At 73.3% G+C, this 26,901-nt stretch carries 23 protein-coding genes and 5 tRNA genes; 16 read left to right on the top strand and 12 right to left on the bottom strand.

Annotated elements, in window-relative coordinates; genetic code table 11:
• Positions 1-77: 77 nt before the first annotated feature.
• Both ACZ514_RS17575 and ACZ514_RS17570 read right to left on the bottom strand, forming a co-directional pair.
• Positions 78-767, bottom strand: a complete 690-nt coding sequence (locus ACZ514_RS17575) for a L,D-transpeptidase family protein (RefSeq protein WP_469125087.1) — start codon at positions 765-767, stop codon at positions 78-80.
• Positions 768-770: 3 nt separating this feature from the next.
• Positions 771-989 (bottom strand): hypothetical protein, encoded by a 219-nt coding sequence (locus ACZ514_RS17570; RefSeq protein ID WP_469125086.1) that lies wholly within the window; start codon positions 987-989, stop codon positions 771-773.
• A gap of 372 nt (positions 990-1,361) precedes the next feature.
• Here ACZ514_RS17570 and argH point away from each other — a divergent pair, with 372 nt between their 5' ends.
• Positions 1,362-2,789, top strand: coding sequence for an argininosuccinate lyase (argH, locus tag ACZ514_RS17565; RefSeq protein WP_468169229.1), 1,428 nt, complete (start codon positions 1,362-1,364; stop codon positions 2,787-2,789).
• 76 nt (positions 2,790-2,865) lie between these two features.
• Here argH and ACZ514_RS17560 read toward each other — a convergent pair whose 3' ends face one another.
• The gene (locus tag ACZ514_RS17560; protein ID WP_469125085.1) at positions 2,866-3,366 is read right to left on the bottom strand and encodes an HAD domain-containing protein; all 501 of its coding nucleotides are present in this window, start codon (positions 3,364-3,366) and stop codon (positions 2,866-2,868) included.
• Between the two features lie 101 nt (positions 3,367-3,467).
• On the opposite strand from ACZ514_RS17560, the gene ACZ514_RS17555 reads away from it, so the two are divergent.
• From ACZ514_RS17555 to ACZ514_RS17545, 3 genes are all read left to right on the top strand, one after another.
• Positions 3,468-4,016 (top strand): TetR/AcrR family transcriptional regulator, encoded by a 549-nt coding sequence (locus ACZ514_RS17555; RefSeq protein ID WP_468169223.1) that lies wholly within the window; start codon positions 3,468-3,470, stop codon positions 4,014-4,016.
• Positions 4,016-5,560, top strand: a complete 1,545-nt coding sequence (locus ACZ514_RS17550) for an MFS transporter (protein WP_468169220.1) — start codon at positions 4,016-4,018, stop codon at positions 5,558-5,560. The genes ACZ514_RS17555 and ACZ514_RS17550 overlap by 1 nt, the downstream gene beginning before the upstream one ends.
• 78 nt (positions 5,561-5,638) lie before the next feature.
• Positions 5,639-7,114 (top strand): membrane-associated oxidoreductase, encoded by a 1,476-nt coding sequence (locus tag ACZ514_RS17545; protein WP_468169217.1) that lies wholly within the window; start codon positions 5,639-5,641, stop codon positions 7,112-7,114.
• Between the two features lie 12 nt (positions 7,115-7,126).
• Here ACZ514_RS17545 and ACZ514_RS17540 read toward each other — a convergent pair whose 3' ends face one another.
• Positions 7,127-7,756, bottom strand: coding sequence for a lysophospholipid acyltransferase family protein (locus ACZ514_RS17540; RefSeq protein WP_388944970.1), 630 nt, complete (start codon positions 7,754-7,756; stop codon positions 7,127-7,129).
• A gap of 303 nt (positions 7,757-8,059) precedes the next feature.
• Between ACZ514_RS17540 and ACZ514_RS17535 the strand changes: the two genes are divergently transcribed.
• From ACZ514_RS17535 to ACZ514_RS17525, 3 genes are all read left to right on the top strand, one after another.
• On the top strand, positions 8,060-9,238 hold the full coding sequence (locus ACZ514_RS17535) for a glycerophosphodiester phosphodiesterase (protein WP_469125084.1): 1,179 nt from the start codon (positions 8,060-8,062) through the stop codon (positions 9,236-9,238).
• 73 nt (positions 9,239-9,311) lie between these two features.
• A complete protein-coding gene (locus ACZ514_RS17530) occupies positions 9,312-9,836 on the top strand; it encodes an RNA polymerase sigma factor (protein WP_469125083.1) in 525 nt (174 codons plus the stop codon).
• 37 nt (positions 9,837-9,873) lie between these two features.
• Entirely contained in the window at positions 9,874-10,377 is a 504-nt protein-coding gene (locus tag ACZ514_RS17525) for a GNAT family N-acetyltransferase (protein WP_468169208.1), read from the top strand.
• Positions 10,378-10,420: 43 nt separating this feature from the next.
• Here the strand turns inward: ACZ514_RS17525 and ACZ514_RS17520 are convergent, their stop codons facing one another.
• Positions 10,421-10,837 carry a hypothetical protein gene (locus tag ACZ514_RS17520; RefSeq protein WP_468169205.1) on the bottom strand — a complete coding sequence of 139 codons (417 nt, stop codon included), beginning with the start codon at positions 10,835-10,837 and terminating at the stop codon, positions 10,421-10,423.
• Positions 10,830-11,198 (bottom strand): hypothetical protein, encoded by a 369-nt coding sequence (locus tag ACZ514_RS17515; protein WP_468169202.1) that lies wholly within the window; start codon positions 11,196-11,198, stop codon positions 10,830-10,832. Before ACZ514_RS17515 ends, ACZ514_RS17520 begins: the two co-directional genes overlap by 8 nt.
• A gap of 633 nt (positions 11,199-11,831) precedes the next feature.
• On the opposite strand from ACZ514_RS17515, the gene ACZ514_RS17510 reads away from it, so the two are divergent.
• The 8 genes from ACZ514_RS17510 (at position 11,832) to ACZ514_RS17475 (ending at position 24,095) form a co-directional block, all read left to right on the top strand.
• The gene (locus ACZ514_RS17510) at positions 11,832-12,887 is read left to right on the top strand and encodes a methionine ABC transporter ATP-binding protein (protein ID WP_469125082.1); all 1,056 of its coding nucleotides are present in this window, start codon (positions 11,832-11,834) and stop codon (positions 12,885-12,887) included.
• A complete protein-coding gene (locus ACZ514_RS17505) occupies positions 12,884-13,552 on the top strand; it encodes a methionine ABC transporter permease (RefSeq protein ID WP_469125081.1) in 669 nt (222 codons plus the stop codon). Before ACZ514_RS17510 ends, ACZ514_RS17505 begins: the two co-directional genes overlap by 4 nt.
• A gap of 96 nt (positions 13,553-13,648) precedes the next feature.
• Entirely contained in the window at positions 13,649-14,515 is an 867-nt protein-coding gene (locus tag ACZ514_RS17500; protein WP_468169193.1) for a MetQ/NlpA family ABC transporter substrate-binding protein, read from the top strand.
• A 262-nt stretch (positions 14,516-14,777) separates the two neighbouring features.
• On the top strand, positions 14,778-15,494 hold the full coding sequence (locus ACZ514_RS17495) for a GNAT family N-acetyltransferase (protein WP_468169190.1): 717 nt from the start codon (positions 14,778-14,780) through the stop codon (positions 15,492-15,494).
• Positions 15,495-15,681: 187 nt separating this feature from the next.
• Positions 15,682-16,902 (top strand): precorrin-6y C5,15-methyltransferase (decarboxylating) subunit CbiE, encoded by a 1,221-nt coding sequence (gene cbiE, locus ACZ514_RS17490; RefSeq protein ID WP_468701558.1) that lies wholly within the window; start codon positions 15,682-15,684, stop codon positions 16,900-16,902.
• Between the two features lie 248 nt (positions 16,903-17,150).
• Positions 17,151-20,552, top strand: a complete 3,402-nt coding sequence (cobT, locus tag ACZ514_RS17485; protein WP_469125080.1) for a nicotinate-nucleotide--dimethylbenzimidazole phosphoribosyltransferase — start codon at positions 17,151-17,153, stop codon at positions 20,550-20,552.
• A 1,461-nt stretch (positions 20,553-22,013) separates the two neighbouring features.
• Positions 22,014-23,237 carry a uroporphyrinogen-III C-methyltransferase gene (gene cobA / locus ACZ514_RS17480; protein WP_468169181.1) on the top strand — a complete coding sequence of 408 codons (1,224 nt, stop codon included), beginning with the start codon at positions 22,014-22,016 and terminating at the stop codon, positions 23,235-23,237.
• Between the two features lie 42 nt (positions 23,238-23,279).
• Positions 23,280-24,095 carry a TrmH family RNA methyltransferase gene (locus ACZ514_RS17475; RefSeq protein WP_469125079.1) on the top strand — a complete coding sequence of 272 codons (816 nt, stop codon included), beginning with the start codon at positions 23,280-23,282 and terminating at the stop codon, positions 24,093-24,095.
• Between the two features lie 50 nt (positions 24,096-24,145).
• Here the strand turns inward: ACZ514_RS17475 and ACZ514_RS17470 are convergent, their stop codons facing one another.
• Entirely contained in the window at positions 24,146-25,321 is a 1,176-nt protein-coding gene (locus ACZ514_RS17470; RefSeq protein ID WP_468169435.1) for a serine/threonine-protein kinase, read from the bottom strand.
• A 550-nt stretch (positions 25,322-25,871) separates the two neighbouring features.
• Between ACZ514_RS17470 and ACZ514_RS17465 the strand changes: the two genes are divergently transcribed.
• A complete protein-coding gene (locus ACZ514_RS17465) occupies positions 25,872-26,057 on the top strand; it encodes a hypothetical protein (RefSeq protein ID WP_037797219.1) in 186 nt (61 codons plus the stop codon).
• A 228-nt stretch (positions 26,058-26,285) separates the two neighbouring features.
• Here ACZ514_RS17465 and ACZ514_RS17460 read toward each other — a convergent pair.
• From ACZ514_RS17460 to ACZ514_RS17440, 5 genes are all read right to left on the bottom strand, one after another.
• Positions 26,286-26,357 (bottom strand) — tRNA-Val (locus ACZ514_RS17460).
• A 64-nt stretch (positions 26,358-26,421) separates the two neighbouring features.
• A tRNA-Val gene (locus tag ACZ514_RS17455) sits at positions 26,422-26,493 on the bottom strand.
• A 35-nt stretch (positions 26,494-26,528) separates the two neighbouring features.
• A tRNA-Val gene (locus ACZ514_RS17450) sits at positions 26,529-26,600 on the bottom strand.
• Position 26,601: 1 nt separating this feature from the next.
• Positions 26,602-26,675: transfer RNA gene (locus ACZ514_RS17445), tRNA-Cys, on the bottom strand.
• Positions 26,676-26,715: 40 nt separating this feature from the next.
• Positions 26,716-26,788 (bottom strand) — tRNA-Gly (locus ACZ514_RS17440).
• Positions 26,789-26,901 lie beyond the last annotated feature (113 nt).

Genomic DNA, 26,901 nt, shown 5'->3' with positions numbered 1-26,901 from the left:
GTGCGGTGCCGGGCGACGCGGGTCAGGCAAGATCCGGAAGAGACGGCCTAGGGGCCCGCCCCCCCGGAGCCCGCCCCTCAGTAGCGGGTGACGGCGAGGGCGCCCGTCTCCGTGCCGATCGCGATGTGCGGGCGCCGGCGGGGGTCCGCCCAGCGCAGGAGCTCGCGCATCGCGCCGTGCGGGACCGAGACGCAGCCGGCCGTGGCCCCCTTGCCGTTCACGTGGAGGAAGATGCCCGCGCCCCGGCCGCGCACGGGCCGGTCGTAGTTGAAGGCGATGACCAGGGCGTGCGCGTACTGCCGCGCGTACCCCGCCAGGTGCTCGGCCTCGCCCGGCGCGCAGTCGGCGGGCAGCGGCTCCGTCCAGCGGTTGTAGGCGGTGGAGGCGTTGTCCTGGCACCACCACGAACGGTCCGTCACCCTGCGGTACCGGTACGCCGTCCCGGCCGGGGCGCGCGCGATCCCGAAGGCGTACGGGAGCCCGTACAGGCCCGCCGGGGTGGTGCTGGTGCCCTGGACGCGGGCCCCGCCCTCGGTGAGGCCGTTCGCGCCGAACCGGGCGGGCGCGCTGCCCGCCTCGAACCAGCGGCCCGCGCGCCGGTCCCACCAGGTCACCACCCCCGTCGTGGACCCCGGCGCCGGGGCGACGGCGGTGATCAGCTGGCTGCCGCCGCCGGTGTCGGCGAGACGGGCGGGCAGCGGGGCGGAGTCGTACGGGAGCAGCCCGGCGAGGACGAGCGAGCCGGCGAGCAGAGCGGTACGCAGCACACGTCAGACGGTACGTCCGCCGCGGGCCCCCGCGGTGCAGGCAGGCCGGGCGGTGCCGGCCAGTACGTCGGCGGGGTGTTTGGCCACCAGCCTGCCGAGGGCCCTGCGGGCGCGGCCGCGGACCTGCGGGACCCGGTCGGCGCACCGGATCAGGACGAGCTCGAGCGGCGGGAGCCGCCACGCGGAGAGCGCGGCCGCGCGTACCCGTCCGTCGGGTGGCACAGCCGGGCCTCCGGCCGGCCGCCGCCGGCCGCCCGGCCGGGGAAGGAACGCCGGAGACGGCGCGCCTCCGCGTCGGAGGCGATCCAGGCCTGCGGGCCGTGGCCCAGGAGCCGGCCGGCGACCGGGGAGGCGTCCCCCTCCAGCAGCCACGCGGCCGCCGTGCGCCCCCGGTGTACGAGCGGGCCGACGCCTGGGCACCGGGACTCGATTGACGAAACATACGGAGCAATGCATAGTTATGCCTACTGCGGTCGGTCACCACGGCGCGTCGCGTCGCGCCGTGAATCGTTTGACGCTGTACCGAGACGGCCTCTCCGCTTCCTGCGCGGCGGGGAGACCGTCGCACCACCACCCTCATGAGGAGCAGTAGCTGTGAGCAGCAACAACGGTGACGTCCGGCTCTGGGGCGGCCGGTTCGCCGACGGCCCGTCCGAGGCCCTCGCGAAGCTGTCCGCGTCGGTCCACTTCGACTGGCGCCTGGCGCCGTACGACATCGCCGGCTCGCGCGCCCACGCCCGCGTCCTCGCCAAGGCGGGCCTGCTCACGGCCGAGGAACTCGACCGCATGCTCGCCGGACTCGACCGGCTCGAGGCCGACGTGGCCGACGGCTCCTTCACCGGCACCATCGCCGACGAGGACGTGCACACCGCCCTGGAGCGCGGCCTGCTGGAGCGGCTCGGCCCCGACCTCGGCGGCAAGCTGCGCGCCGGACGCTCCCGCAACGACCAGGTGGCCACCCTCTTCCGGATGTACCTGCGCGACCACGCGCGGATCATCGGCGGGCTGATCGCCGACCTCCAGGACGCGCTGGTCGGCCTCGCCGAGGCGCACGCGGACGTGGCGATGCCGGGCCGGACCCACCTCCAGCACGCGCAGCCCGTCCTGTTCGCCCACCACGTACTGGCCCACGTGCAGTCCCTGTCCCGGGACGCGGAGCGGCTGCGGCAGTGGGACACCCGGACCGCGGTCTCCCCGTACGGCTCGGGCGCCCTGGCCGGCTCCTCGCTCGGCCTGGACCCGGAGGCGGTCGCCGCGGACCTGGGCTTCGAGCGGGGCTCGGTCGGCAACTCGATCGACGGCACGGCCTCCCGCGACTTCGTCGCCGAGTTCGCCTTCGTCACCGCGATGATCGGGATCAACCTGTCGCGGATCGCGGAGGAGATCATCCTGTGGAACACGAAGGAGTTCTCCTTCGTCACCCTCCACGACGCCTTCTCCACCGGCTCGTCGATCATGCCCCAGAAGAAGAACCCGGACATCGCGGAGCTGGCGCGCGGCAAGTCGGGCCGCCTGATCGGCAACCTGACCGGCCTGCTCGCCACCCTGAAGGCGCTGCCCCTGGCGTACAACCGGGACCTCCAGGAGGACAAGGAGCCCGTCTTCGACTCCTGCGACACCCTCGAGGTCCTGCTGCCCGCCTTCACCGGGATGATGGCCACCCTCACCGTCCACCGGGAGCGGATGGAGGAGCTGGCCCCGGCGGGCTTCTCGCTCGCCACCGACATCGCCGAGTGGCTGGTCAGGCAGGGCGTGCCCTTCCGCGTCGCGCACGAGGTCGCCGGCGAGTGCGTCAAGGAGTGCGAGGCGCAGGGGATCGAGCTCGACGAGCTCACGGACGAGCAGTTCGCGAAGATCTCGGAGCACCTGACCCCCGAGGTCCGTACCGTCCTGAACGTGCCCGGCGCCCTGGCCTCTCGCAACGGCCGCGGCGGCACCGCCCCGTCGGCCGTCGCGGTCCAGCTCACCGAGCTGAAGGCCGATCTGGTCATCCAGCACGCCTGGGCCGCGCACAAGCAGTAGCCGCCGTGCCCGCGGGGGCGGTACGGGCCGGACGGGCCCGTACCGCCCCCGCGCGCGTGCGGCGCCCGCCCGGCGGTCACCGCGCCCAGTCCGCCAGCGCGTCGAAGTCCGGGCGGGTCAGGCCGATCCGCTCCTCCACGCGCATCAGCAGGGCGTGCGCCGGGTGGCGCTGTCCGACGTACTCGTGGTCCATCGCCGTGATGTCGTCGTCGATCCAGGCGAAGGGCCGCGCGCCCGCGTACTCGAGGACGTACTGCGTCTTCCAGAAGGTGCCGCGCGGTGCCCGGCCGTGCATCCGCGGCCAGTCGATGAAGGGAAGCCGCGGCAGCCCCAGGCGCGGCCCTATCCAGTCGTTCGTCTCGTCCTTCCAGGTGGTGGCCCAGACGAGGTCGTACGCGTCCGCCAGCGCGAGCAGCTCCGCCCCGTGGTCCGGGTTCAGCCACACCCGCAGCGGCTTGCCGTCGGTGAAGCCGGTGGGACGCATCCGGTGGGTGGTGTAGCCCGGGGGGCGGCGCTCGGCCTGGGCGGCGTACGGGTTCAGCGGGCCGTCGACGTCGATCAGCAGCAGTGGCTTCATGGGCGTGGGCTTCCTCTCCGGCTGCCCGTCCGGCAGCCGATTTTCCTTGATCGGAACCGATGAATGAGACGGGTGCGTCTCATTCGGTTTATGCTTGTCTCATGGCCATGGATCGTGACCAGGTGCTCCGCCACGCGGCGGCCCTGCTCTCCCGCAAATCGACCGCCACGATGGACGAGGTCGCCCGCGCCGCCGGCATCGGCCGCGCCACCCTCCACCGGCACTTCGCCGGCCGCGACGCCCTCGTGCGCGCCCTGGAGGACCTCGGCATCCGCGAGTTCGAGGGGGCCTTCGACCGGGCCCGGCTCGACGAGGGAACGGCCGTGGACGCCCTGAGGCGGCTGATCGCGGAGGCCGAGCCCAACGCCCAGCTGCTGGCCTTCCTCGTCACCGAGAACCAGCTCTTCGAAGGCGACCAGGTCAACGAGGGCTGGGCCCGCCTCGACGCCCGCGTCAGCGCGCTGTTCCGGCGCGGCCAGCAGCAGGGCGACATCCGCATCGACCTGAGCCCCGCCTGGCTCACCGAGGCCCTCTACGGCCTCATCGGCACCTGCGCCTGGGCCGTCATGGACGGCCGGGTCGCGGCCAAGGACTTCCAGTACATGATCACCGAGTTGCTGCTCGGTGGCGCACGGCGGAGTGTGGAGTGATGAGCCGAACCGAACAGCTGAAGCGGCGGACGGGAGCGGAGGGGAAGAGCCGCGGGCGCTGGCTCGCGCTCTCCGTGCTCGTCCTGGCCGTCCTGCTGATCGCGGTCGACGCCACCGTACTCGGCCTCGCCACCCCCTCCCTCAGCGAGGACCTCAAGCCGTCCGGCACCCAGCTGCTGTGGATCGGCGACATCTACTCCTTCGTCATCGCCGGCCTGCTCGTCTCCATGGGCTCCCTCGGCGACCGCATCGGCCGCAAGAAGCTCCTCCTCGCCGGGGCCACCGCCTTCGGCGCCGTCTCGGTCCTGAACGCCTACGCGACCAGCCCCGAGATGATGATCGTCGCGCGGGCCCTGCTCGGCGTGGCCGGCGCCACCCTGATGCCGTCCACGCTCGCCCTGATCCGCAACATCTTCCACGACCCGCGCGAGCGCAGCCTCGCCATCGGCATCTGGGGCGCCACCGCGTCCGCCGGCGCGGCCGTCGGACCCGTCGTCGGCGGCGCCCTGCTCCAGCACTTCTGGTGGGGCTCGGTCTTCCTGATCAACCTCCCGGTGATGGCGGCCCTGGTCCTCGTCGGCATACGGCTGCTGCCCGAGTCCAAGAACCCGGTCGCGGGCCCCTGGGACCTGATCAGCGTCGCCCTGTCCCTCGTCGGCGTCATCAGCGTCGTGTACGCCGTCAAGGAGGCGTCCACCCACGGCGCCGCCCCGGGCGTCTGGATCGCCGCCGCCCTCGGCACCGCCTGCCTCTACGCCTTCGTGCGCCGCCAGTTCACCCTCGCCTCCCCCCTCCTCGACATGCGGCTCTTCCGGCACCGCGGCTTCTCCGGGGCGGTCCTCGCCGACCTGCTGACCGTCTTCGGCCTCTCCGGGCTCGTGTTCTTCCTCTCCCAGTTCTTCCAGCTGGTGCAGGGCCGCGACCCCCTGGAGGCCGGTCTCGCCGAACTGCCCGCCGCCGTCGGCGCCGTCGTCACCGGTCTCGTCGCCGGCAAGTACGCCCGCGCCTACTCCGTACGCGTCATCGTCACCGGCGGCCTCGCCGCCATCGGCCTGGCCCTCGCGGCGCTCACCGCGATCCACCGCGAGACCGGCTACCCGCTGCTCGGTGCCGCCCTCCTCGTGGTCGGCCTCGGCGCCGGCTTCTCCTTCACCGTCACCGCCGACGTGATCCTCTCCAGCGTCCCCAAGGAGCAGGCCGGTTCCGCCTCGGCCGTCTCCGAGACCGCGTACGAACTCGGCGCGGCCCTCGGCATCGCCCTCCTCGGCTCCGTCGTCACCGGCGTCTACCAGGGCTTCACCGCCCCCGCCACGGTCCCCGCCCCGGTGGCCGACGCCGCGCACGAGTCGCTCGGCGGCGCCGTCGAGGCCGCCCGTGCCCTGGACCCGCAGACCGCCCACACCATGGTCGGCGCGGCCCAGGAGGCCTTCGTGGACGGCCTGCGCCTCGCCTCCGGCGTCGGCGCCGCCGTCCTGCTGGCCACCGCCGCGGCCGCCTGGTTCCTGCTCAAGGGCCAGGAGCTCCAGGAGGGCGTCGAGCACTGACGCACCGCCAGGGCCCGCCGCACACAAGGCAATCAACGGAATTGACAGTCCGTCGGGCCGCGGGACACCATCCCCGCGATGGAGATCAACGATCTGACCCCGGCCGAACGCCGCGTATGGGAAGCCTTCCCGCGCGGTGAGGCGGTCGACTTCCGCGAGAGCCCCGAGGAGACCTCCCACGACGGCGCCTCCTGGGGCCCGGGGCGCACCGTCCGCGCCGAGGTGCTGCGCGCCCTGCTGGTCGGCGGCTCCGCCGAGGAGGGACACGTCGCGGGCATCAAGCTCTACGGCGCGAAGATCAGCGGCAAGCTCGACCTCAAGTACGCGGTCGTGGACCACCCGATCCGGATGCGGGTCTGCTGGTTCGAACGCAAGCCCATGATGTACGGGGCCCAGCTGCGCGCCGTGGTGCTCGGAGACTCCACCCTGCCGGGCCTGACCGCCGCCACCGTACGCGTCGAGGTCGTGCTCAGGCTCTCCTGCTGCCGCATCGACGGTCCCGTCCGGCTCGCCGGCGCGAAGATCGGGGGCGGTCTCTTCCTCCAGGGGGCCGTCATCCGGCCCGGGAGCCTGCCCGACGAGGCCGACGAGCCGCCGCTCCAGCTCAACCACGCCGAAATAGGGACGGACATCATCGCCGGCGGCCTCACCGTCCACGGCGAGTTCCGCCTCAACGGATCCACCGTCGCCGGACAGGTCAGCCTCGACCGCGCCCGGCTCATCAACCCCGGCGGCATCGCCCTGCACGCCGAGACCCTCACCGTCGGCAGCGACGTGCGCGGTCACCGGATGCACGCCGAGGGCATGGTCAACCTCACCGGGGCCCGCGTCCCCGGCCAGGTGATACTGACCCGGGCGAGCCTGTCCAACCCCGGCCGGGTGGCGCTGCGCGCCAGCTCCGCCGTCATGGGGGAGTTCTGGCTGCGCAAGTGCCCCACCATCGACGGCATCGTCAACCTGCGCCGCAGCCAGTTCGACATGCTGTGGGCCGAGCCGTCCGTCTGGCCGTCCGTGGTCCGGGCCGACGGCCTCAGCTACCGGCTGCTGCACCCGCACCTGCCCGCCGAGGAGCGGCTGCCGCTGCTGGAGCGCGAGGAGGACGGATACCTGCCGTACGCCTACGAGCAGCTGGCCGCCTCCTACCGCACCGTCGGCGACGAGGCGGGCGCCCGTACCGCCCAGCTGGCCAAGCTGCGCCGCCACCGGCGCACCCGGCCCCGCCACACGCGCCTCTGGGGCCTGCTCCAGGACGTCACCGTCGGCTACGGCTTCCGGCCCCTGCGCGCGGCGGCCTGGCTGCTCGCGCTGACCCTCACCGGGACCGTCGCCTACGCGCTGGCGCCGCCCCGGGCCCTGAAGGCGGGGGAGGCGCCGGAGTTCAACCCGCTCTTCTACACCCTGGACCTGATGCTGCCGATCATCGGCTTCGGCCAGGAGGGCGCCTTCGCCCCGTCCGGCTGGTACCAGTGGCTGTCGTACCTGCTGATCGTGACCGGCTGGGTCCTCGCCACCACCACGGCGGCGGGCGTCAGCCGGTCACTCCAGCGGCAGTGAGCGCGCCGGGGCTCAGGCGGCCTTCGCCTTCGTGGCGTACATGTCCACGTACTCCTGGCCCGACAGCCGCATCACCTCGGCCATCACCGAGTCGGTGACGGCGCGCAGCACGTAGCGGTCGCGGTCCATGCCCTCGTAGCGGGAGAACTCCATCGGCTCGCCGAAGCGGACCGTGACCCGGCCCGGGCGCGGCATGCCTGCGCCGCCGGGCTGGAGCTTGTCCGTGCCGATCATCGCGAACGGGACCACCGGGGCGCCGGTCATCAGGGTCAGGCGGGCGATGCCCGTACGGCCGCGGTACAGCCGGCCGTCGGGGGAGCGGGTGCCCTCGGGGTAGATCCCGAAGATCTTGCCCTCCTCGAGGATCCGGCGGCCGGTCATCAGCGCGGCGACGCCGCCGTTGGCACCGTCCCGGTCCACCGGGATCATGCCCGCGCCGGTGAAGAACCACGCCATCAGGCGGCCCTTGAGCCCCTTGCCCGTCACGTACTCGTCCTTGCCGATGAAGTGGACCGTACGGTCGCAGACGAGCGGAAGGATCATCGAGTCGATGAAGGTGAGGTGATTGCCCGCCAGGATCACCGGACCCGTGCCCGGGATGTTGTCGAGCCCCTCCACCTTGGTGCGGAACATCAGGCGCATGACCGGTCCGACGGTGGCTTTGATGAGCGCGGTACGGAACAACGTGAGCCCTCCGGCATCGAAAAGCGGCTTTCGCACCACACGGCGGTAGTGCAGGTGAGGACGATACTCGCGGGTCACCCCTGATCGCACATCGGGTTCACGAGCTGGATACGCGTTGTTGACACGTGTTTCCGCCATGTTCCGGCGCAGACCGTCCCCGGGCCACCCGCCCCTGCCTACGATCGCCACGCCGATCCGGGCCGCCACGCCCCCCGGAGATCCCGGGGCCGCGGGCCCGTCGCAGAACGAGGAGTGGCACTGATGACACACGGTGGGGCAGCGCGGCGGACGGTGCTCGGAGCGGCCGTACTGGCGGCCGGAACCGGCATCACCGCGATGACGGCGGGAACCGCCACGGCGGCCCCGGGCGCGCCGGCCGCCCCGGGCGAGCACGGCCGGGGCGGCTACCGCGATCTGCCCGTCCCGCTGGTGATCGGCCACCGCGGCGCCAGCGGCTACCGGCCCGAGCACACCCTCGGCTCCTACCAGCTGGCCCTCGACCTCGGCGCCGACGTCATCGAGCAGGACCTCGTCCCCACCAAGGACGGCCACCTGGTCTGCCGCCACGAGAACGAGATCGGCGGCACCACCGACGTCGCCGACCGCTCCGAGTTCGCCTCCCGGCGCACCACCAAGACCGTCGACGGGGTCTCCGTCACGGGCTGGTTCACCGAGGACTTCACCCTCGCCGAGCTGAAGACGCTGCGGGCGAAGGAACGGATCCCCGCCGTCCGCCAGCGCAACACCCTCTACGACGGCAGGTGGGCCGTGCCCACCTTCGAAGAGGTGCTGCGCTGGGCCAACCGTGAGGGACGCCTGCGCGACAAGCGGATCTGGCTGCACGTCGAGACCAAGCACCCCACCTACTTCCGGAGCCTGGGCCTCGGCCTGGAGGAGCCCCTCGCCACGCTGCTGCGCCGCTACGGCCGCGACGGCCGCGACGCCGCCGTGTTCCTCCAGTCCTTCGAGCCCTCCAGCATCCAGCGGCTCGCGCGGCTGGTGTCCGCCCCGCGCGTGGTGCTGCTCTCGGCCGCGGGCACCCGGCCCTGGGACTTCGAGGTGGCCAAGGACCCCCGTACGGTCGCGGACCTGGTCAAGCCCGAGGGACTCCAGTGGATCTCCGGCTTCGCCCAGGGCATCGGCCCCACCCTCGACCTGATCGTGCCCCGCGACGCGGCAGGCCGGCTCACCACCCCGACCACCCTCGTGCGCGACGCCCACGCCCGCGGCCTGGTGCTCCACCCCTACACCGCGCGCAACGAGAACAGCTTCCTGCCCGCCGAGTACCGCAAGGGCACCGACCCGGCCGCCTACGGAGACGCCTTCGGAGCCTTCCGGAGGTACTTCGAACTGGGCATCGACGGCATCTTCACCGACCACCCGGACACCGGCCTCCTCGCGGCGGAGGCCTTCCGCCCCGGCCGCGGCGTCAACCGCTAGCCCCCGGACCCCGATCGGGTGGGCCGGGCCCGCGGGGGAAACCGCCCGGCCCGGCACCCGCGTCCCGCCCGGCATGGACCTGTTACGGGAACCCGATCTGCTCGAGGAACTGGGCCCGCTGCTCTCGGCGGAGGCGGCCGCCGAGGCCCCGGCCGCCGGGGTGGAAGCCGCCGACCTCGAACAAGCCGTCTGGGTGCGGCTGCTGGAGCGCGGCCCGCGCGGCCCCGACCCCACCGGCCGCGCCCGCTGGCTGCGCCGGGCGGTGCGCGCCGAGGCCCGGCACGCCCGGCGGCGGGCCCGGCGCGAGGTCCCGTACGGAGGCACGCCCGCGGACGCCGCCGGCGAGCCGGAGGACGCCCTGCTGCACGGCGAGGCGAACCGGGCCCTCCGATCGGCGGTCGCCCGATTGCCGGGACGCTGTCCGGAACTGATGGCTGCACTTCTTTCGCCCAGAGACCTGACCTACCGTGAAATCGCAGGAGAGTTGGGTATCTCACAAGGAAGTTTGGGGCCGGTACGTTCCCGTTGCCTGGGATGTCTGCGCAGAATGCTCGCTGTCGAGGTTGCGGCTCCTGACCCACGGGGAAAGGAGCGTTAGACCGGAGAGCCACCAGGTGAGCGGGAGGCATGCGCACATGGGCATGAGTGTGACCATTTCGGCGGCGGCCGCCGAAGACGCCGAGCAGATCTTCAAGCTGCAGTACCTGGCGTTCCAGCGGGAGGCCGAGCTGTACGGCAACTACCTCATCCAGCCCCTCACCCAGTCCCTGGACTCCCTGAAGGCGGAGCTCGCCGAGGACACCGTCCTGGTGGCCCGGCTCGGCGACGAAGTGGTGGGCGCGGTGCGCGGCAGCGTCGGCGAGGACGGCACGGCCAGCATCGCCAAGCTGTGCGTGCACCCCCGCCTCCAGGGTCACGGCCTCGGCGCGCGACTGTTGCGCGGGGTCGAGGAGGCCCTCGCCGGCCGCGGCGGCACGACCCGCTTCCGCCTGCACACGGGCCACAAGAGCGAGTCCAACCTGCGGCTCTACCGCAAGGCCGGCTACGCCCAGGTCGGCAACCGCACCGCCTGCGACGGCGTGCGCCTGGTGATCCTGGAGAAGGACGCCGAGGTCACCGACTACGCCGTCAGCGCGTAGCCGCACCGCGTGTCGCGGGCCCGGCCGGCGACCGGGTCCGCGGTCAGCGCCTGGACCGGAGCCAGAGCATCCCGGTGACCGGCAGGATCACCGGGATGAAGAGGTAGCCCATGCCGAAGTCCGACCAGACGGTCGCGTCGGGGAAGGCCTCGGGCCGCACCAGGGTCCAGGCCCCCACGGCCAGCACGCCGGCGAGTTCGGCGCCACAGCACACCAGCGCCGCCCTGCGTGCCCTCTCCCCGCCGCGCACCAGGGAGTACGTGATGAAGGCGTACGCCAGGGCCGCCGCCGCCGACAGCGAGTACGCCAGCGGTGCCCGGTCGAACTCGGTGGAGATCTGGTAGGCCGAGCGGGAGACCGCGCCCACCACCATCACCCCGTAGAGCCACACCAGCAGCAGCCCCGGGCCGGAGACCAGTCGCTTGCGCCCGGCGGACGCGGCGGTCGTCGTGTCAGGCACCGGCGGATCCCCAGATGTCGTAGAGGCGTACTTCCAGCACGGCGAGGACGACCGCGCCCGCGGCCACCGTCACCGAGCCCCACTTGGTGCGCTCGGTCAGGGAGAGCATCCCGGCCGCCGGGACCGCCGCGAAGGCGCCCAGCAGGTAGGCCACGAAGATCACCGTTCCCTGTTCGGGCTTCTCGCCCCGGCCCAGCCGGACCAGACCGACCACCAGCTGGGCGAGGACCAGCACGGTCACCACGGCCATGCCGATGAAGTGCCAGTCCTTGGTCGGCTGGTCCCGCCAGGCGGCGTGACCGCACCAGGCGGCGAGGGCGAGGGCGGCCGCGCCGATGGCGACCGTCAGGGCGACGAGCATGCAGCGAGGGTATTACGGGCCCGGAGAGCCGATGTGCCCGCCCCTGGGGGCGCGCCCGGGCGGAACGCGCCCCGCCGCACGCCGGAGCGGGCCCGGCGGCCGGAGCGCGGAGCGTGGCCTTGGCCACAGCGCGGCGCGCCCGGGGCCCACCGCGGCCGGGGCGGCCAGGGGCCTCCCGGCCGTGCCGGAACTGGGCGGGCGGGCCCGGTGCCGGGTCCGGGACGGCGGGGCGGGGGAGCCCTGCCCCGTCCGCGATGCGGCCCGATTCCGTCCGCTATCCGGACAGCATGGATCGGTGAGCCGACGTGTCTGCTTTACTGGGGCGCATGACCACGACGAGCAGCCGCACCCTTGCGACCGAGGCGACGATGACGCCCGGTGCTCGTTGTATGTGTCGAATGCGCGCCTTCTGAGGGCCCCTTCACGCAGTCTCGCGCCCCGAAGCGAGACCGGCCGAGCAACTCCGCCACCCCGGTCGGACGACAGCTCCGACTGACTCCGGTACGGACCGCTCCTGCCCCGCGCACGCGTCGACACCATCGTCTTGTGACGGTTAGACCCGTATCGCGTCCCCAGATGTTTGCCCCGTGCACGGCACCCGCACCCCGTGCACTCGACAGCGACGGAAATCCTGTGATCACCACATCGGGCCTCACGAAGGTCTACCAGTCCCGTGGCCGCGAGGTCACCGCCCTGGACGGCGTCGACCTGCACGTCCGCGAGGGCGAGGTCTACGGAGTCATCGGCCAGAGCGGCGCCGGCAAGTCCTCCCTCATCCGCTGCGTGAACCTCCTGGAACGCCCCACCAGCGGCACCGTGACCGTGGACGGCGTCGAGCTCACCGCCCTCGCCGGCCGCGGCCGCCGCGCCGGCAAGGAGCTCCGCGAGGCCCGCAGCCGCATCGGCATGGTCTTCCAGCACTTCAACCTGCTGTCCTCGCGCACCGTCCAGGCCAACGTCGAGCTGCCCCTGGAGATCCTCGGCGTCTCCGGCCGCGAACGCTCCCGCAAGGCCCTGGAGCTCCTCGACCTCGTCGGCCTCGCCGACAAGGCCAAGGCCTACCCCAGCCAGCTCTCCGGCGGCCAGAAGCAGCGCGTCGGCATCGCCCGCGCCCTGGCCGGCGACCCCAAGGTGCTCCTCTCCGACGAGGCCACCAGCGCCCTCGACCCCGAGACCACCCGCTCCATCCTCCAGCTGCTGCGCGACCTCAACCGCCAGCTCGGCCTGACCGTCCTGCTCATCACCCACGAGATGGACGTGGTCAAGGCCGTCTGCGACTCCGCCGCGCTCATGAAGGGGGGCCGGATCATCGAGTCCGGCACCGTCGCGGAACTGCTCGCCACCCCCGGCTCCGAGCTCGCGGACGAACTCTTCCCGGTCAGCGGAACCGCCACCGGCCCCGACAGCACCGTCGTCGACGTCACCTTCCACGGCGAGGCGGCCACCCAGCCGGTCATCTCCCAGCTCTCCCGCACGTACAACATCGACATCTCGATCCTCGGCGCCGCCATGGACACCGTCGCCGGCCGCCAGATCGGCCGCATGCGCATCGAACTCCCCGGCCGCTACGAGGACAACGTCGTGCCCGTCGGCTTCCTGCGCGAGCAGGGCCTCCAGGTCGACCTCGTCGACGACGACTCCGAGCTCGACTCCGAGATCGCCGCACTGGTCAAGGATGGTGCCAAGTGACCTGGTCCGAGATGCAGCCCCTGCTCACCCAGGGCACCTACGACACCCTCTACATGGTGCTGTGGTCCACCCTGGTGACCGTCCTGGGCGGACTGCCCATCGGCATCCTCCTCGTCCTCACCGACCAGGGCGGCCTCCTGCAGAACCGGCCGCTCAACAAGGTCCTCGGCGTGATCGTGAACATAGGCCGCTCGCTGCCGTTCATCATCCTGCTGATCTTCCTGATCCCGGTCACCACCGCCGTCGTCGGCACCTTCATCGGCCCCACCGCCATGATCGTCCCGCTGGCCATCGGCGCCGTCCCCTTCTACGCCCGGCTCGTCGAGACGGCCGTCCGCGAGGTGGACCACGGCCTGATCGAGGCCGTCGAGTCCATGGGCGGCGGCATCCCGACCCTCATCGGCAAGGTCCTGCTCCCGCAGGCCCTGCCCTCCCTGGTCGCCGGCGTCACCACCACCGTGATCACCCTCGTCGGCTACTCCGCCATGGCCGGCGCCGTCGGCGGCGAGGGACTCGGCTCCAAGGCCATCACCTACGGCTTCCAACGCTTCGAGACCGGCTTCATGTTCGCCACCGTGGCCGTCCTGATCGCCCTCGTCACGGTGATCCAGCTGATCGGTGACGGCGTGGTACGCGTCCTCGCGCGCCGCGGCCGGACAGCCTGAAGCACCCACAGGAACCTCCCCACCGCAGAGCCCGCACTTGTCGTGCTTGGGCCACCACCCCGCGAACACCCGCGAAAAGCAAGAAAGGCACTCTTCGTGCGTAAGAACACCAAGCTCACCGCCATCGCCGCCGCCTCCGCCGCGCTCGCCCTGGGCCTCACCGCCTGCGGCAGCTCCTCGGACCCGTCCACCACCGCCAAGACCGACGGCGGCAAGGTCGACGAGAGCAAGCCGCTGGTCATCGCGGCCTCCCCGAGCCCGCACGCCGACATCCTGAACTTCGTCAAGGACAAGCTCGCGGCCAAGGACGGCCTCAAGCTCGAGGTGAAGGAGTTCACGGACTACGTCCTGCCCAACACCGCCACCGAGCAGGGCCAGGTCGACGGCAACTACTTCCAGCACAAGCCGTACCTCGACGACTTCAACAAGAAGAACGGCACGCACGTCGTGCCCGTCGTGAACGTGCACCTGGAACCCCTCGGCCTCTACTCCAAGAAGGTCAAGGCCCTCTCGGACATCAAGCCCGGCCAGACCATCGCCGTCCCCAACGACACCACCAACGAGGGCCGCGCCCTCCAACTGCTCGCCGCGAACAAGCTGATCACCCTGAAGGACGGGGTCGGCACCAGCGCCAAGCTGTCCGACATCACCGACAAGAAGGGCCTGGAGTTCAAGGAGCTGGAGGCCGCCACGGTCCCCCGCGCCCTGAACGACGTCGACGCCGCCGTCATCAACGGCAACTACGCCCTCGAGGCCAAGCTCGCGCCCGCCAAGGACGCCCTGGTCCTCGAAAAGGCCGACGGCAACCCGTACGCGAACTTCCTGGCGGTCAAGGAGGGCAACCAGAACGACCCGCGCGTCCAGAAGCTCGCCAAGCTCCTGAACTCCGACGAGGTCAAGAAGTTCATCGAGGAGAAGTACCAGGGCTCGGTCACCCCGGCCTTCGGCTCCCCGGCCGCCTGACACCGGACCGCCTGGACCAGGACCGTCCGGCCCGGGACCGCCTGACCCAAGTCCCCCTGGCGGACGCCGGATTCCCGGCCCCGCGCACCCCCTCGGGCGCGCGGGGCCGCGGGCTGCCCGGGGCGCGCCGGAGGATGCCCGCCTCCGGGCGGCCCGGCCCTGCACATCCCCGGGCCGATGCTGCATGCTGTGGCCTACGACCCGCACGAACGGTCCCGTACGAACGGTCCCGCACCACGGTCTCCCAGGCATGGAGCTGCGCATGACTACCACCTTCCCGGACGTCACCATCAGCACGGACCGGCTGGTGCTGCGCCCCTTCGAGGAGGAGGACGTCACCGCGCTCGCCGAGATGATGAACGACGAGCAGATCACCGCCTGGACCTCGGTCCCGCACCCCTACACCCACGCCGACGCCCACGCCTGGGCCACCGTGCTCTCCCACGCCGAACGCACCGAGGGCCGCGGCATCGTCTTCGCCGTCACCGAGTTCCTCACCCAGCGCCTCGTGGGCATCGTCCACCTCCGGAACACCGACTGGCGCACCCGTACCGCCGAGGTGGGCTACGTCACCGCCCCCTGGGCCCGAGGCGAGGGCTACGCCAGCGAGTCCGTGCTCGCCGTCGCCCAGTGGCTCCTGCGCGACCAGCGCTTCGAAAGACTCGAACTGCGCACCGCCGCCGACAACACCGCCTCCCAGCAGGTCGCCCAGAAGATCGGTTGCATCAGCGAAGGCGTCCTGCGCAACGCGTGGATAGTGCGCACCCAGGCGGCCGACGGCCGCTGGACCGGAACCCGCACCGACCTCATCGTCTGGAGCCTGGTCCCGGAAGACCTCGACGACGCCGACGAATACGACGTGTACGAGAACCGCCACGCCCGCCCCGGCCCCGCCGGACGCCCCGGCCACGACGACGGATACCCCCTGCGCCGGCGCGCCGACGCACGCGGCTACGCCGTCGGCGCCGACCGGCACTGACCCGATGACCAGGTAGTCTCACCGTGACCCCTGACGGGGCGACGACGCCGCCGAGAACGCCGAAGACGCCGCAGACGCCGAAGACGCCGACGAGGCCGGCGACGCCGGCGAGAACACCGAAGACGCCGACGAGAACGCCCGAAGAGGCTTCCCCCACCCCCACCCCCACCCCAGGAGACCGACGACGATGGCCGACCGGGTCACGGTGATCGGCTGGGACGGCTCCCCCCTGACCGCGGCCGCCCGCTCCGCGCTCTCCGCCGCCACCCTCGTGGCCGGAGCCGCCCACCACCTCGCGCTCCCCGAAGTCCCGCCCGGCGCGGAACGCATCCGCCTCGGAAGCCTCGGCCTCGCCGCCCGCCGCATCGCCGGCCACCGCGGCACCGCCGTCGTCCTCGCCGACGGCGACCCCGGCTTCTTCGGCGTCGTACGCACCCTGCGCGCCCCGGAACACGGCCTCGAGGTCGAGGTCGTCCCCGCCGTCTCCGCCGTCGCCGCCGCCTTCGCCCGCGCGGGGATGCCCTGGGACGACGCCCAGGTCGTCGTCGCCCACCCCCGTACGCTGCGCCGCGCCGTCAACGTCTGCCGCGCCCACACCAAGGTCGCCGTGCTCACCTCGCCCGGCGCCGGCCCCGCCGAACTCGCCCTGCTGCTCGAAGGCGTCCACCGCACCTTCGTCATCTGCGAGGAACTGGGCACCGACCGCGAACGGGTCACCGTCCTCACCTCCGACGCCGCCGCCGACCACAGCTGGCGCGACCCGAACGTCGTCATCGTCATCGGCGGCGCCGGGCCCGCCCCCGCCGCCGCGGACCCCGGCTGGCTGCTCGGCCAGAGCCCCGGCCCCGCCCCCGTACGCGGCTGGGCCCGCCCTCAGCCCGCCGCCGACGGACACCGGCCGGGGGAGGGGGAGTCCGCCCAGTTGCGCGCCGCCCAGCTCGCCCGGCTCGGCCCCCGCACCGGGGACCTCGTCTGGGACATCGGAGCCGGCTCCGGAGCCCTCGCCGTGGACGCCGCGGCCCACGGCGCCGCCGTCATCGCCGTCGACGCCGACCCACGCGCCTGCGAACGCGTAACCGCCGCCGCCCGCACGCGCGGTGTCCAGGTCCAGGTCGTCGCGGGCCGCGCCCCGCACGTACTGGAGAGCCTGCCCGAACCCGACGTGGTCCGCGTCGGCGGCGGCGGGCCCGCGGTCGTCGCCGCCGTCGCCGAACGGCGTCCCGAACGGATCGTCAGCCACGCCTCCACGCGCGACGAGGCCGAGGCCGTCGGACGCACCCTCACCGAACACGGGTACGCCGTCGAGTGCGCGCTCCTCCAGTCCGTGGCCCTCGACCCCCGGACCTGGGCGGAACAGGAGCGTTCCGTGGTGTTCCTGCTGGCAGCCGAACGCCCCGTGAACCGCTGACACGGAGCCCGGGGTAGTCTGGCCGATCGTCGTACCGCCGGGTGGACGCGCGACGTGGCGCAGTCCACAGCGGACCGTGCCGGTTTCTGACCGACACGGAGGCCGACGGGCGCGACAATGCTCAGGAGTTGTTGTGGGTGCACGCCGGGCGTCGCACCGCGCGACGACCCGCACGGCAAAGTCCGCACGGCGGGCCCTGTGGGCGACCGGGCGATCGAAGAGGCAACACCGATGGGCGAGGGGTACGCATGACTGACACCGGCCAGGTTCCGGGCGAGGGTCACCCGGACAACACGGGCATGGTGGATCAGCAGGGCATTCCCGCACCGGTCCCGCCCCTGCCCCCGATGCCGCCCCAGGCCCCCGCCGGGTACGCCTTCCAGGACCTCGTGGACGACCCCGCCGAGGCCGAGGACGAGGAACTGCTCCTGATGCCGAGCGGCCACGGACAGGGCGCCTGGAGCGACCCCCAGGTGGTCCCGCCGGTGCCGGCCTTCCCCGGCGACTACCAGGAGCCCGTCTACACGGAGTACCCGCAGGCCCCCGCAGGCGGCTACGCCGAGCCCGGCCACCTCGGCTTCACCGACCAGGGCTACCCCGAGGCCTTCCCCGCCGCCGCGCAGCACGCGCCCGGCGTCCCCGAGGCCGGCTACCCCACCCCCTTCGCCGACCCAGCCGCCTACAGCGCGGGCGCGCACGAGACCGGTGGCCGTGACTCCGGCTCCCTCGACCTCGGCGGTCTCGTCGGCCCGCAGTCCGGGCCGGCCGCACAGACGCCGCCCGCCGCTCCCGTGATGCCGCCGCGCCGCCCGCTGCACATGGGCCCGCCGATGCCCGACGCCACCGGCGGAGTCGTACGCTCCCTCGCGGACCGGGGCCCCGCCGCCGCACCGGTCCCGCCCGCCGCCGTCGCGCAGGCCGCGCCCCAGGCGCAGCAGCCGCAGGCCGCCCCCGCCGTGCCGGCGCAGCCGGCCGGGGCCGAGGCGGTGGAGGCCGCGGCCGCCGCGCCGGAGCCGGTCGTGGTGCTGGCCCCCGAGGTGGCCGCCGCCGCGGCCGCCGCCGCGGAGGCCGCACAGGCCACCGTGGCCGCGGAGGCCGCCGCACCGGCTGCCGACGCCGAGGCCGCCGCTCCTGGTGAAGCCGAGGCCGCCGCACCGGGTGCCGACGCCGTAGCGGCTCCGGATGCCGAGGCCGAGCCGGGTGACCCGGCCGTCGCCGTGCCCGCCGCCGCCCCCGAGTACCAGGACCTGCCTGACGCCGCGCCGCAGCCGGGAGCCCCGTGGCCGGCCGAGCCGGTGACCGTCGCCGAGCCGGTGCCCGCCGCCGAGCCGCTCGTTGCGGAACCCGTCGTCGCCGAGCCGGCCGTCGCCGAGCCGCTCGTTGCGGAACCCGTCGTCGCCGAGTCCGTCGCTGCCGAGCCGGCCGCCGTCGCCGAGTCCGTCGCTGCCGAGCCGGCCGCCGCCGCCGAGTCCGTGGCCGTCGTCGAGCCCGCCGTGGACCCGGCTGTCGCGGCTCCCGTCGCCGAGCCGTCTCCCGAGGCCGTTCCGGCCGCCGAGGAGGCCCCCGAGGCGGCGGCCGGCGTTCCCCCGGTCGCCGAAGCCGCCCCCGTGGCCCCCGAGGCCGTCCCGGCCGCCGCCGAAGCCGCACCCGGGGCACCGGAGACCGCCGAGGCCGGGGCACCGGCCGCCGTGGCCGCCGAGCCGCAGGGTCCGGCCGAGGCCGTCGAGCAGGCCCCGGCGGAAGCGCCGGTCCAGGCCGAAGCCCCCGCCGAGACCCCTGTCCCCGCCGCGCCGGAGCCCGCCGCAGCGACCGCCGAGCCGGTGGAGGCCGCCGGGCCGCCCGCCGGGCCGGCCGAACCTGCCGAAGCCGTGGAGGCCGCCGAGCCGGTGGCCGCGCAGCCGGCGGAGCCGGCCCCCGGCGAACCGGCCCCCGCGTACGCCGACGCGGAGCGCGAGGCCGTCCTGCGCGTGATGCGCGAGCGCCGCGACATCCGCAAGGGCTTCCGCACCGACCCGATCCCGCACGAGGTGCTGCTGCGCGTCCTGGAGGCCGCCCACACCGCGCCCAGCGTCGGCCACTCGCAGCCGTGGGACTTCGTCGTCATCCGCTCCGCCGAGACCCGCCGGACGATGCACGAGCTCGCCCAGACGCAGCGCGAGGCCTACGCCAAGTCGCTCCCCAAGGGCCGGGCCAAGCAGTTCAAGGAACTCAAGATCGAGGCCATCCTCGACACCCCGGTGAACATCGTCGTCACCGCCGACCCCACCCGCGGCGGCCGCCACACCCTCGGCCGGCACACCCAGCCGCAGATGGCCCCGTACTCCTCCGCCCTCGCGGTCGAGAACCTCTGGCTCGCCGCGCGCGCCGAGGGCCTCGGCGTCGGCTGGGTCAGCTTCTTCGACGAGCGCGAGATGGTCCGCGCGCTCGGGCTTCCCGAGCACCTGGAGGTCGTCGCGTACCTGTGCGTCGGGTACGTGGACGAGTTCCCGGAGGAGCCGGAACTGATGCAGGCGGGCTGGTCCCAGCGCCGTCCGCTGGCGTGGGTCGTGCACGAGGAGACGTACGGCCGCCGCGCCCTGCCCGGCGAGGCCCCGCACGACCTGCTCTCCGAGACCGTCGCCAGCATCCGCCCGCTCGACGCGAAGGCGCTCGGCGAGGCGTGGGAGCGGCAGAAGCGCATGACCAAGCCCGCCGGGGCCCTGGGCATGCTGGAGATCATCTCCGCGCAGCTGTCCGGGCTCTCGCGGGTCTGCCCGCCGCCGATCCCGGAGCCGGCCGCCGTCGCGATCTTCGCCGGCGACCACGGTGTCCACGCGCAGGGCGTCACCCCCTGGCCCCAGGAGGTCACCACGCAGATGGTGGCCAACTTCCTGGGCGGCGGGGCCGTCTGCAACGCCTTCGCCAACCAGGTCGGCGCCGAGGTCTGCGTCATCGACGTCGGCGTGGCCGGGGACCTCCCCGCCACCCCCGGCCTCCTGCCGCGCAAGGTCCGCCCCGGTACGGCCGACCTGTCCGTCGGCCCCGCGATGAGCCGCGAGGAGGCCGTCGCGGCCATCGAGGTCGGCATCGAGACGGCCAGGGACCTGGTCGCGGCGGGCAACAAGGCGCTCCTCACGGGCGAGATGGGCATCGCCAACACGACGGTCTCGGCGGCCCTGATCTCCGTCTTCACGGGGGTGGACCCCGCCGAGGTCACCGGCCGGGGCACGGGCATCAACGACGAGACGCACGCCCGGAAGGTCGACGTCGTACGCCGTGCCCTGGAGCTCCACCAGCCCGACCCGAACGACCCGATCGGCGTCCTGGCGGCCATCGGCGGCCTGGAGCACGCGGCGATCGTCGGCCTCCTCCTGGGCGGGGCCTCGCTGCGCACGCCGGTGATCCTGGACGGCGTGAGCGCGGGCGCGGCCGCCCTGGTGGCCCGCGCCATCGCCCCCGAGGCCCTGTCGGCCTGCATCGCGGGCCACCGCAGCGCGGAACCGGGCCACGTGGCCGCCCTCAACAAGCTCGGCCTGCGCCCCCTGGTCGACCTGGACCTCCGCCTCGGCGAAGGCACCGGCGCCCTCCTGGCCCTCCCGCTGGTCCAGAGCGCGGCCCGCGCGATGCACGAGGTGGCCACCTTCGACGCGGCGGGCGTGACGGAGAAGTAGGGGCGGCGGCAGACCCGCGCCACAGCCGAACCGGGGCCGGACACCAGGGGTGTTCGGCCCCGGGGTGTTGGCGGGGGTGTTGCGGGGACGGGTGGTGGCTTCGGGGGCGGGGGTTCGGCGGGGCGGTGTCAGGGCTGGTTTGGGGGTTTCCCGTCAGTCCCATCGTCCTTCCGGGGCGGGACGGTCCCTCAAGGGCGCTCCTTCGTCGCGTCGCTGCGCGATGGCCTTCGGCCACCCTTGACCGACCGTCCCGCCCCGGAAAGACAAGGACTGCCGAGAACCCCCCAAAGAAACGGGACGGTGCAGAGGGGAAGGGCTCCCGTATCAGCGATGAGGCGGGGTGGGCGGGCGTCGGTCCGCCGGGCATGCGGGCCCCTCAGAGACCCTCGGCGGTCCGCCCCCACGCGCCAGATCGCTACGTGCTCCTGTCGGCTTAGCGTCCGGCCCGCGTCCTGGGCTGATACCTGCACGCGATGTCGATCAGAGCCCCATCGGGGAGCGGTGGGCGCGTCAGATCGCTACGCGCTCCCGTCGGCTTGGCGTCTGGCGACCGTCGGGGGCTGATACCTGCACGAAATGACGATCAGGACCCCGTCCGGGACCGGTGGGCGCGTCAGATCGCTACGTGCTCCTCTTGGCGGGCGGCTGATGGCCGTCCGGAGGCGTAGCGCGGACTTCTCGTTCGTCCGGCGGAGCCTGGGGACGTCTTCTTCAACGGCAGACTCCGGCACGGACCCTTCAGGCCTCGCCCACGCATGTCAGATCCCAGCAAAAGGGACAATCGTCCTCGCTGGCGGCTCGCGATCGCCACAGACGGGCGGCAGACGCCCAGTCCGCAGGAGCGCGGGGCGATCTGACGCGTTCGTCGGTCCCGGACGGGGCTCTGATGGACATGAGGTGCGGGTACCAGCCCCGGACGGTCGTCGGACGCCTGGCCGACGGGACCGCGTAGCGATCTGACGCGCCGGGGGTGGGCCGTCGGGGTCTCTGGGCCCGGATGCCCGGCGGACCGGCGCGGGAGCGGCCGTCTCGTCTCTGAGGGAGCCGCACCCCTTCTCGTGCCCCGTGACCGTTTCCTCGGGGGGTTCCCGGCAGTCTTTCGGCTTTCCGGGGCGGGTCGGTCGGTCAAGGGTGGCCGAAGGCCATCGCGTAGCGACGCGACGAAGGAGCGCCCTTGAGGGACCGGCCCGACACGGAAGGACGATGGGACTGACGGGAGCCCCCCGCACCCTCCCGGCCCCGCTCCGCCGGACCCCGCCGCCCCGCCTCCGCGCCCGCCCCCGCACCCCGGCCGGAGGCCGCCGCCGACGCCCGCCCAACTTCGCCCCCGCAGGTACCACCAGCGCCGATGGGTCGTATCGTGGTCCCGGACGGGCGCCCCGCACCGCGTGCCCGTCCAGCCGCTCCAGCGCAGCAGCGGCCCCGCAGACCCACCCCGCCGCATCAGGAGCCGCAACCGCCATGGCAAACCCGGCACACCCCGCCTATCCCGTAGGACTCCGTCTGGCGGGGCGCCGCGTCGTCGTCATCGGCGGCGGGCAGGTCGCCCAGCGGCGGCTGCCCGCGCTGATCGCCGCCGGCGCCGACGTGCTGCTCGTGTCCCCCTCGGCGACGCCCTCCGTGGACGCGATGGCGGAGACCGGCGAGATCCGCTGGGAGCGCCGCCGCTACCAGGACGGCGACCTCGACGGGGCCTGGTACGCGCTCATCGCGACCCGGGACCGGGAGGCCAACGACGCGGCCTCCGCCGAGGCCGAGAGCCGCCGCGTCTGGTGCGTGCGCGCCGACGACGCCGATGCGGCCACCGCCTGGACCCCGGCCACCGGCCGCGTGGAGGGCGTCACCGTCGCCGTGCTGAGCGGCAACGACCCCCGCCGTTCCGCCGCCGTGCGCGACGCGGTCGTCGAGGGGCTGCGCGACGGCTCCCTCACCGCCGCCCGCCCCCGCGTCCCCGGTGTCGCCCTGGTCGGCGGCGGGCCCGGCGACCCGGACCTGATCACCGTGCGCGGCCGCCGCCTGCTCGCCGAGGCGGACGTGGTCATCGCCGACCGGCTGGGCCCCCGCGACCTGCTCGACGAGTTGCCCCCGCACGTCGAGGTCATCGACGCCGCGAAGATCCCGTACGGCCGTTTCATGGCCCAGGAGGCCATCAACAACGCCCTGATCGAGCACGCCAAGGCCGGCAAGGCCGTGGTCCGGCTCAAGGGCGGGGACCCGTACGTGTTCGGCCGCGGCATGGAGGAACTCCAGGCCCTCGCCGAGCACGGCATCCCCTGCACCGTCGTGCCGGGCATCTCCAGCTCCATCTCGGTCCCGAGCGCCGCCGGCATCCCCGTCACCCACCGCGGGGTGGCGCACGAGTTCACGGTGGTCAGCGGTCACGTCGGTCCCGACGACCCGCGTTCCCTCGTCGACTGGGCGGCCCTCGCCAAGCTCACCGGCACCATCGTCATCCTCATGGGCGTCGACAAGATCGGCCTCATCGCCGAGGCCCTGGTCCGCCACGGCCGTTCCGCCGACACCCCCGTCGCGGTCGTCCAGGAGGGCACCACCGCCACCCAGCGCCGGGTGGACGCCACCCTCGCCACGGTCGGCGAGACCGTCAAGGCGCAGGAGGTCCGCCCGCCCGCCGTCATCGTGATCGGTGACGTCGTCCGCGTCAACGCACCCCTCGCCGGCGCCTGACAGGCCGTTGGCACCGCACCCAGGACAAGGCAGTATCACCCTGTGGCTGATCTCATCACCATCGAAGACCCCGACGACCCGCGCCTGCGCGACTACACGGGCCTGACCGACGTCGAGCTGCGGCGCCGCCGCGAGCCCGCCGAGGGCCTGTTCATCGCCGAGGGCGAGAAGGTCATCCGGCGGGCCAAGGACGCCGGGTACGAGATGCGCTCGATGCTGCTGTCGGCCAAGTGGGTCGACGTCATGCGCGACGTCATCGACGAGCTGCCCGCCCCGGTCTACGCGGTCAGCCCGGACCTGGCCGAACGGGTCACCGGCTACCACGTGCACCGCGGGGCCCTGGCCTCGATGCAGCGCAAGCCGCTGCCCGCGGCGCGGGAACTGCTGGCCTCGGCCCGCCGGGTGGCCGTCATGGAGGCGGTCAACGACCACACCAACATCGGGGCCATCTTCCGCAGCGCCGCCGCCCTCGGCATGGACGCGGTGCTGCTGTCGCCCGACTGCGCGGACCCGCTGTACCGGCGCTCGGTGAAGGTGTCGATGGGCGCGGTGTTCTCCGTCCCGTACGCCCGCCTCGAGGCCTGGCCCAAGAGCCTGGACACGGTGCGGGAGGCGGGCTTCAAGCTGCTGGCCCTCACCCCGCACGAGAAGGCCTCGCCGATCGACGCGGCCGCCCCGCAGACCCTGGAGCGGGTCGCGCTGATGCTGGGGGCGGAGGGCGACGGGCTCTCCACGCAGGCGCTGGTCGCCGCCGACGAGTGGGTACGCATCCCCATGGCGCACGGCGTGGACTCGCTGAACGTGGGCGCGGCGGCGGCCGTCGCCTTCTACGCGGTCGCCGGCAGCGGCCGCGCGTAGCCCCAGGACCCGATCGAAGGGGTGTCCCGCCGACGAGGCGGGACACCCCTTCAGAGTTTCTGCGCGAGGGCGATGCCCAGCGCCACGATCAGGGTCACCACGACGAACACGATCAGCCGCTGCCGCAGCAGCTTCGGGTCGGGCCGCGACGGGCGGCGTCCCGTGCCGGTCGTACGCGGGCCCGTGCGGCCCCCCGTGCGCCCGGACGCGGGCCCGGGGTTGCGGGAGGACGACGGCCGTGACCGGGGCCCGCCCTGGGGCCGCTGGGGTCTGGCGACGGGGGTGGAGCCTCCCGTACGGCGTTCCGTGCTCCGGTCCGCCTGGCCCTGGCCGCGCTCGGCGGGCCGGGCCACGGGCCGCTCGACGCGGGCCCGCTGCGCCGGCGGGCGGCCGTCGCCCAGCCCCTGCGCCTCGCGGGCGGCGATCTCCTTCAGCCGCATCGACAGCTGGAGCGTGGTGGGCCGTTCCTCGGGGTCCTTGGCCAGGCAGGCCCGGACCAGCGGCGCGAGGGCGTCCGGGACCCCGACCAGATGCGGCTCCTCGTGCACCACGCGGTACAGCATGACCTCGGAACTGCCGTGCCCGAAGGGCGAGTCGGCGGTGGCCGCGTAGGCGAGCGTGGCACCGAGCGCGAACACGTCGGTGGCCGGGGTGACGGCGGCGCCGCGCACCTGCTCCGGCGCGAGGAAACCGGGCGAGCCGACGGCGGTGCCCACGTGGGTGAGGGTGCTCGCCCCCGTGGCCCAGGCGATGCCGAAGTCGATGATCCGGGGGCCCTTGGGGGAGAGCAGGATGTTCGACGGCTTCAGGTCCCGGTGGACCACTCCCGCCTCGTGCACGGCGACCAGGCCCTCGGAGAGCGCGGCGCCGATCGCGGCGATCTGCGCGGCCGTCAGGGGCCCCTCCTCGGCGACCTTGTCGTGCAGCGAGGGGCCGGGCACGTACTGGGTGGCGAACCAGGGGCGTTCGGCCTCCAGGTCGGCGGCCACCAGCCGCGCGGTGCAGCCGCCGCGGATGCGCCGGGCGGCGGACACCTCGCGCGCGAACCGGGAGCGGAACTCCTGGTCCTCGGCGAGGTCAGGCCGGATCACCTTGAGGGCCACGCGCTGGCCGCGCCGGTCCGAGCCCAGGTAGACCACGCCCATGCCGCCGGCACCGAGCCGCCGGTGCAGTCTGAACGAGCCGACGACACGCGGGTCCTCGCGCCGGAGCCGCATCATCGCCATGTCCACCCCGCTGACGGTCGTCCTGCTGATCTGGCACAGCTTACGGACCATCCGGCACGAGCGCTCAGAGGCCGCGCCCTCACCGGAGGATTCGATCCTCAGTGCGGGGCACGCCACTTGAGGGTGTGACAGCTCCCGCGTCCCCCTCCCGGCCGCCCCCGGCCCCCCGGCCCAAACCGCCGACGGGCCAAGGGGATTGACGACCGCGCCGCTCCCGCCAGGAGCTCTTCCGGCGGGTGGGCGGCCCGTTGCGGCGGGCCGGGCCGTCAACACCCCGTGCGAAGACACGCGTGTGCGGGGAGTGACGGAAGTGAGCGAAGTCACTACCCTCCGGTCATCCCCTCCGGGAAGACCCCCATCGCGGGGGAAGGATCTCCACCCAGGGGAGTAGGCGGGGGTCCGCCTCGTCATCCTCCTGGAGGCCAGGCAAGGGGTACGAGGGCATGAGGCCAGGAGCCTTGCTCCCGCCTAGTGTTGAAGACAAGCGGCGGGCGGCGCACTCGTCCCCCGAGGTCACGGGCCCGCCGCTGCAGACGACAGGGAGAGGACCATGGCGGACATCGCACGGCAAGGACGCAAGGCATTCGCGTTCAACGGCCATGAGTCCGGTACGCGCCACCCGCTGGTGGCCGCGGCCATGGTGCTCCCCCTGGCCGCCCTCCTGCTCTTCCTCTTCGGAGGATTCGATCAGGTGGCGGCGCAGGCGTCGTCCGTGGGCGTGATGCTGGGGCGCTGAGCGGCGCCCCGGGTCCGGAAGAGCGGTCCGGGCCGGGCATCGGCCCGTCGTACCCCGTGGGGACGGGGGCGCGACGGACGGCAGGTGAAGGGTGCTGCCCGTACGACTGGGGAGTCGGACGGGCAGCACCCTTTTTCGCATGCCCACGTGCCTCGCGTGCCCGCGCTGCCCGTGTCCCGGAGAACGCGGAAGCCCCGGCCGTCGTGACGGCCGGGGCTTCCGGTGCGGTGCGCGATACTGGGATTGAACCAGTGACCTCTTCCGTGTCAGGGAAGCGCTCTCCCGCTGAGCTAATCGCGCGGGCTGCGGTACGGAACCACAGGTGTAACCAGGTGTGCAGTCAGTCGAGTGCTCACGTTCTGCGTGCGCGATACTGGGATTGAACCAGTGACCTCTTCCGTGTCAGGGAAGCGCTCTCCCGCTGAGCTAATCGCGCGGGGATCCTCGCGGATCACGGCCCTCGCGGGCCAGTGGACGATACTGGGATTGAACCAGTGACCTCTTCCGTGTCAGGGAAGCGCTCTCCCGCTGAGCTAATCGTCCTTGGAGGTGGAGACGGGATTTGAACCCGTGTAGACGGCTTTGCAGGCCGTTGCCTCGCCTCTCGGCCACTCCACCTCGGAGTGTGCGGGGGTTCTCGGGAAGATCCCCCACTCAGAGCGGACGACGAGACTCGAACTCGCGACATCCACCTTGGCAAGGTGGTGCTCTACCAACTGAGCTACGTCCGCAGTGTCACCGTGTGCGCTCCGGGGTTCTTCCCCTTCGCTCCCTGGCGACGTGTTGAACTCTAGCGGATTCCGGGGCCAGCTCAAAAACGCGTTTCCGCAGCGTGCTGCCACCC

The organism is Streptomyces sp. NPDC034086 (assembly GCF_055575515.1).
This window is presented reverse-complemented; position numbering and strand designations above follow the sequence as displayed.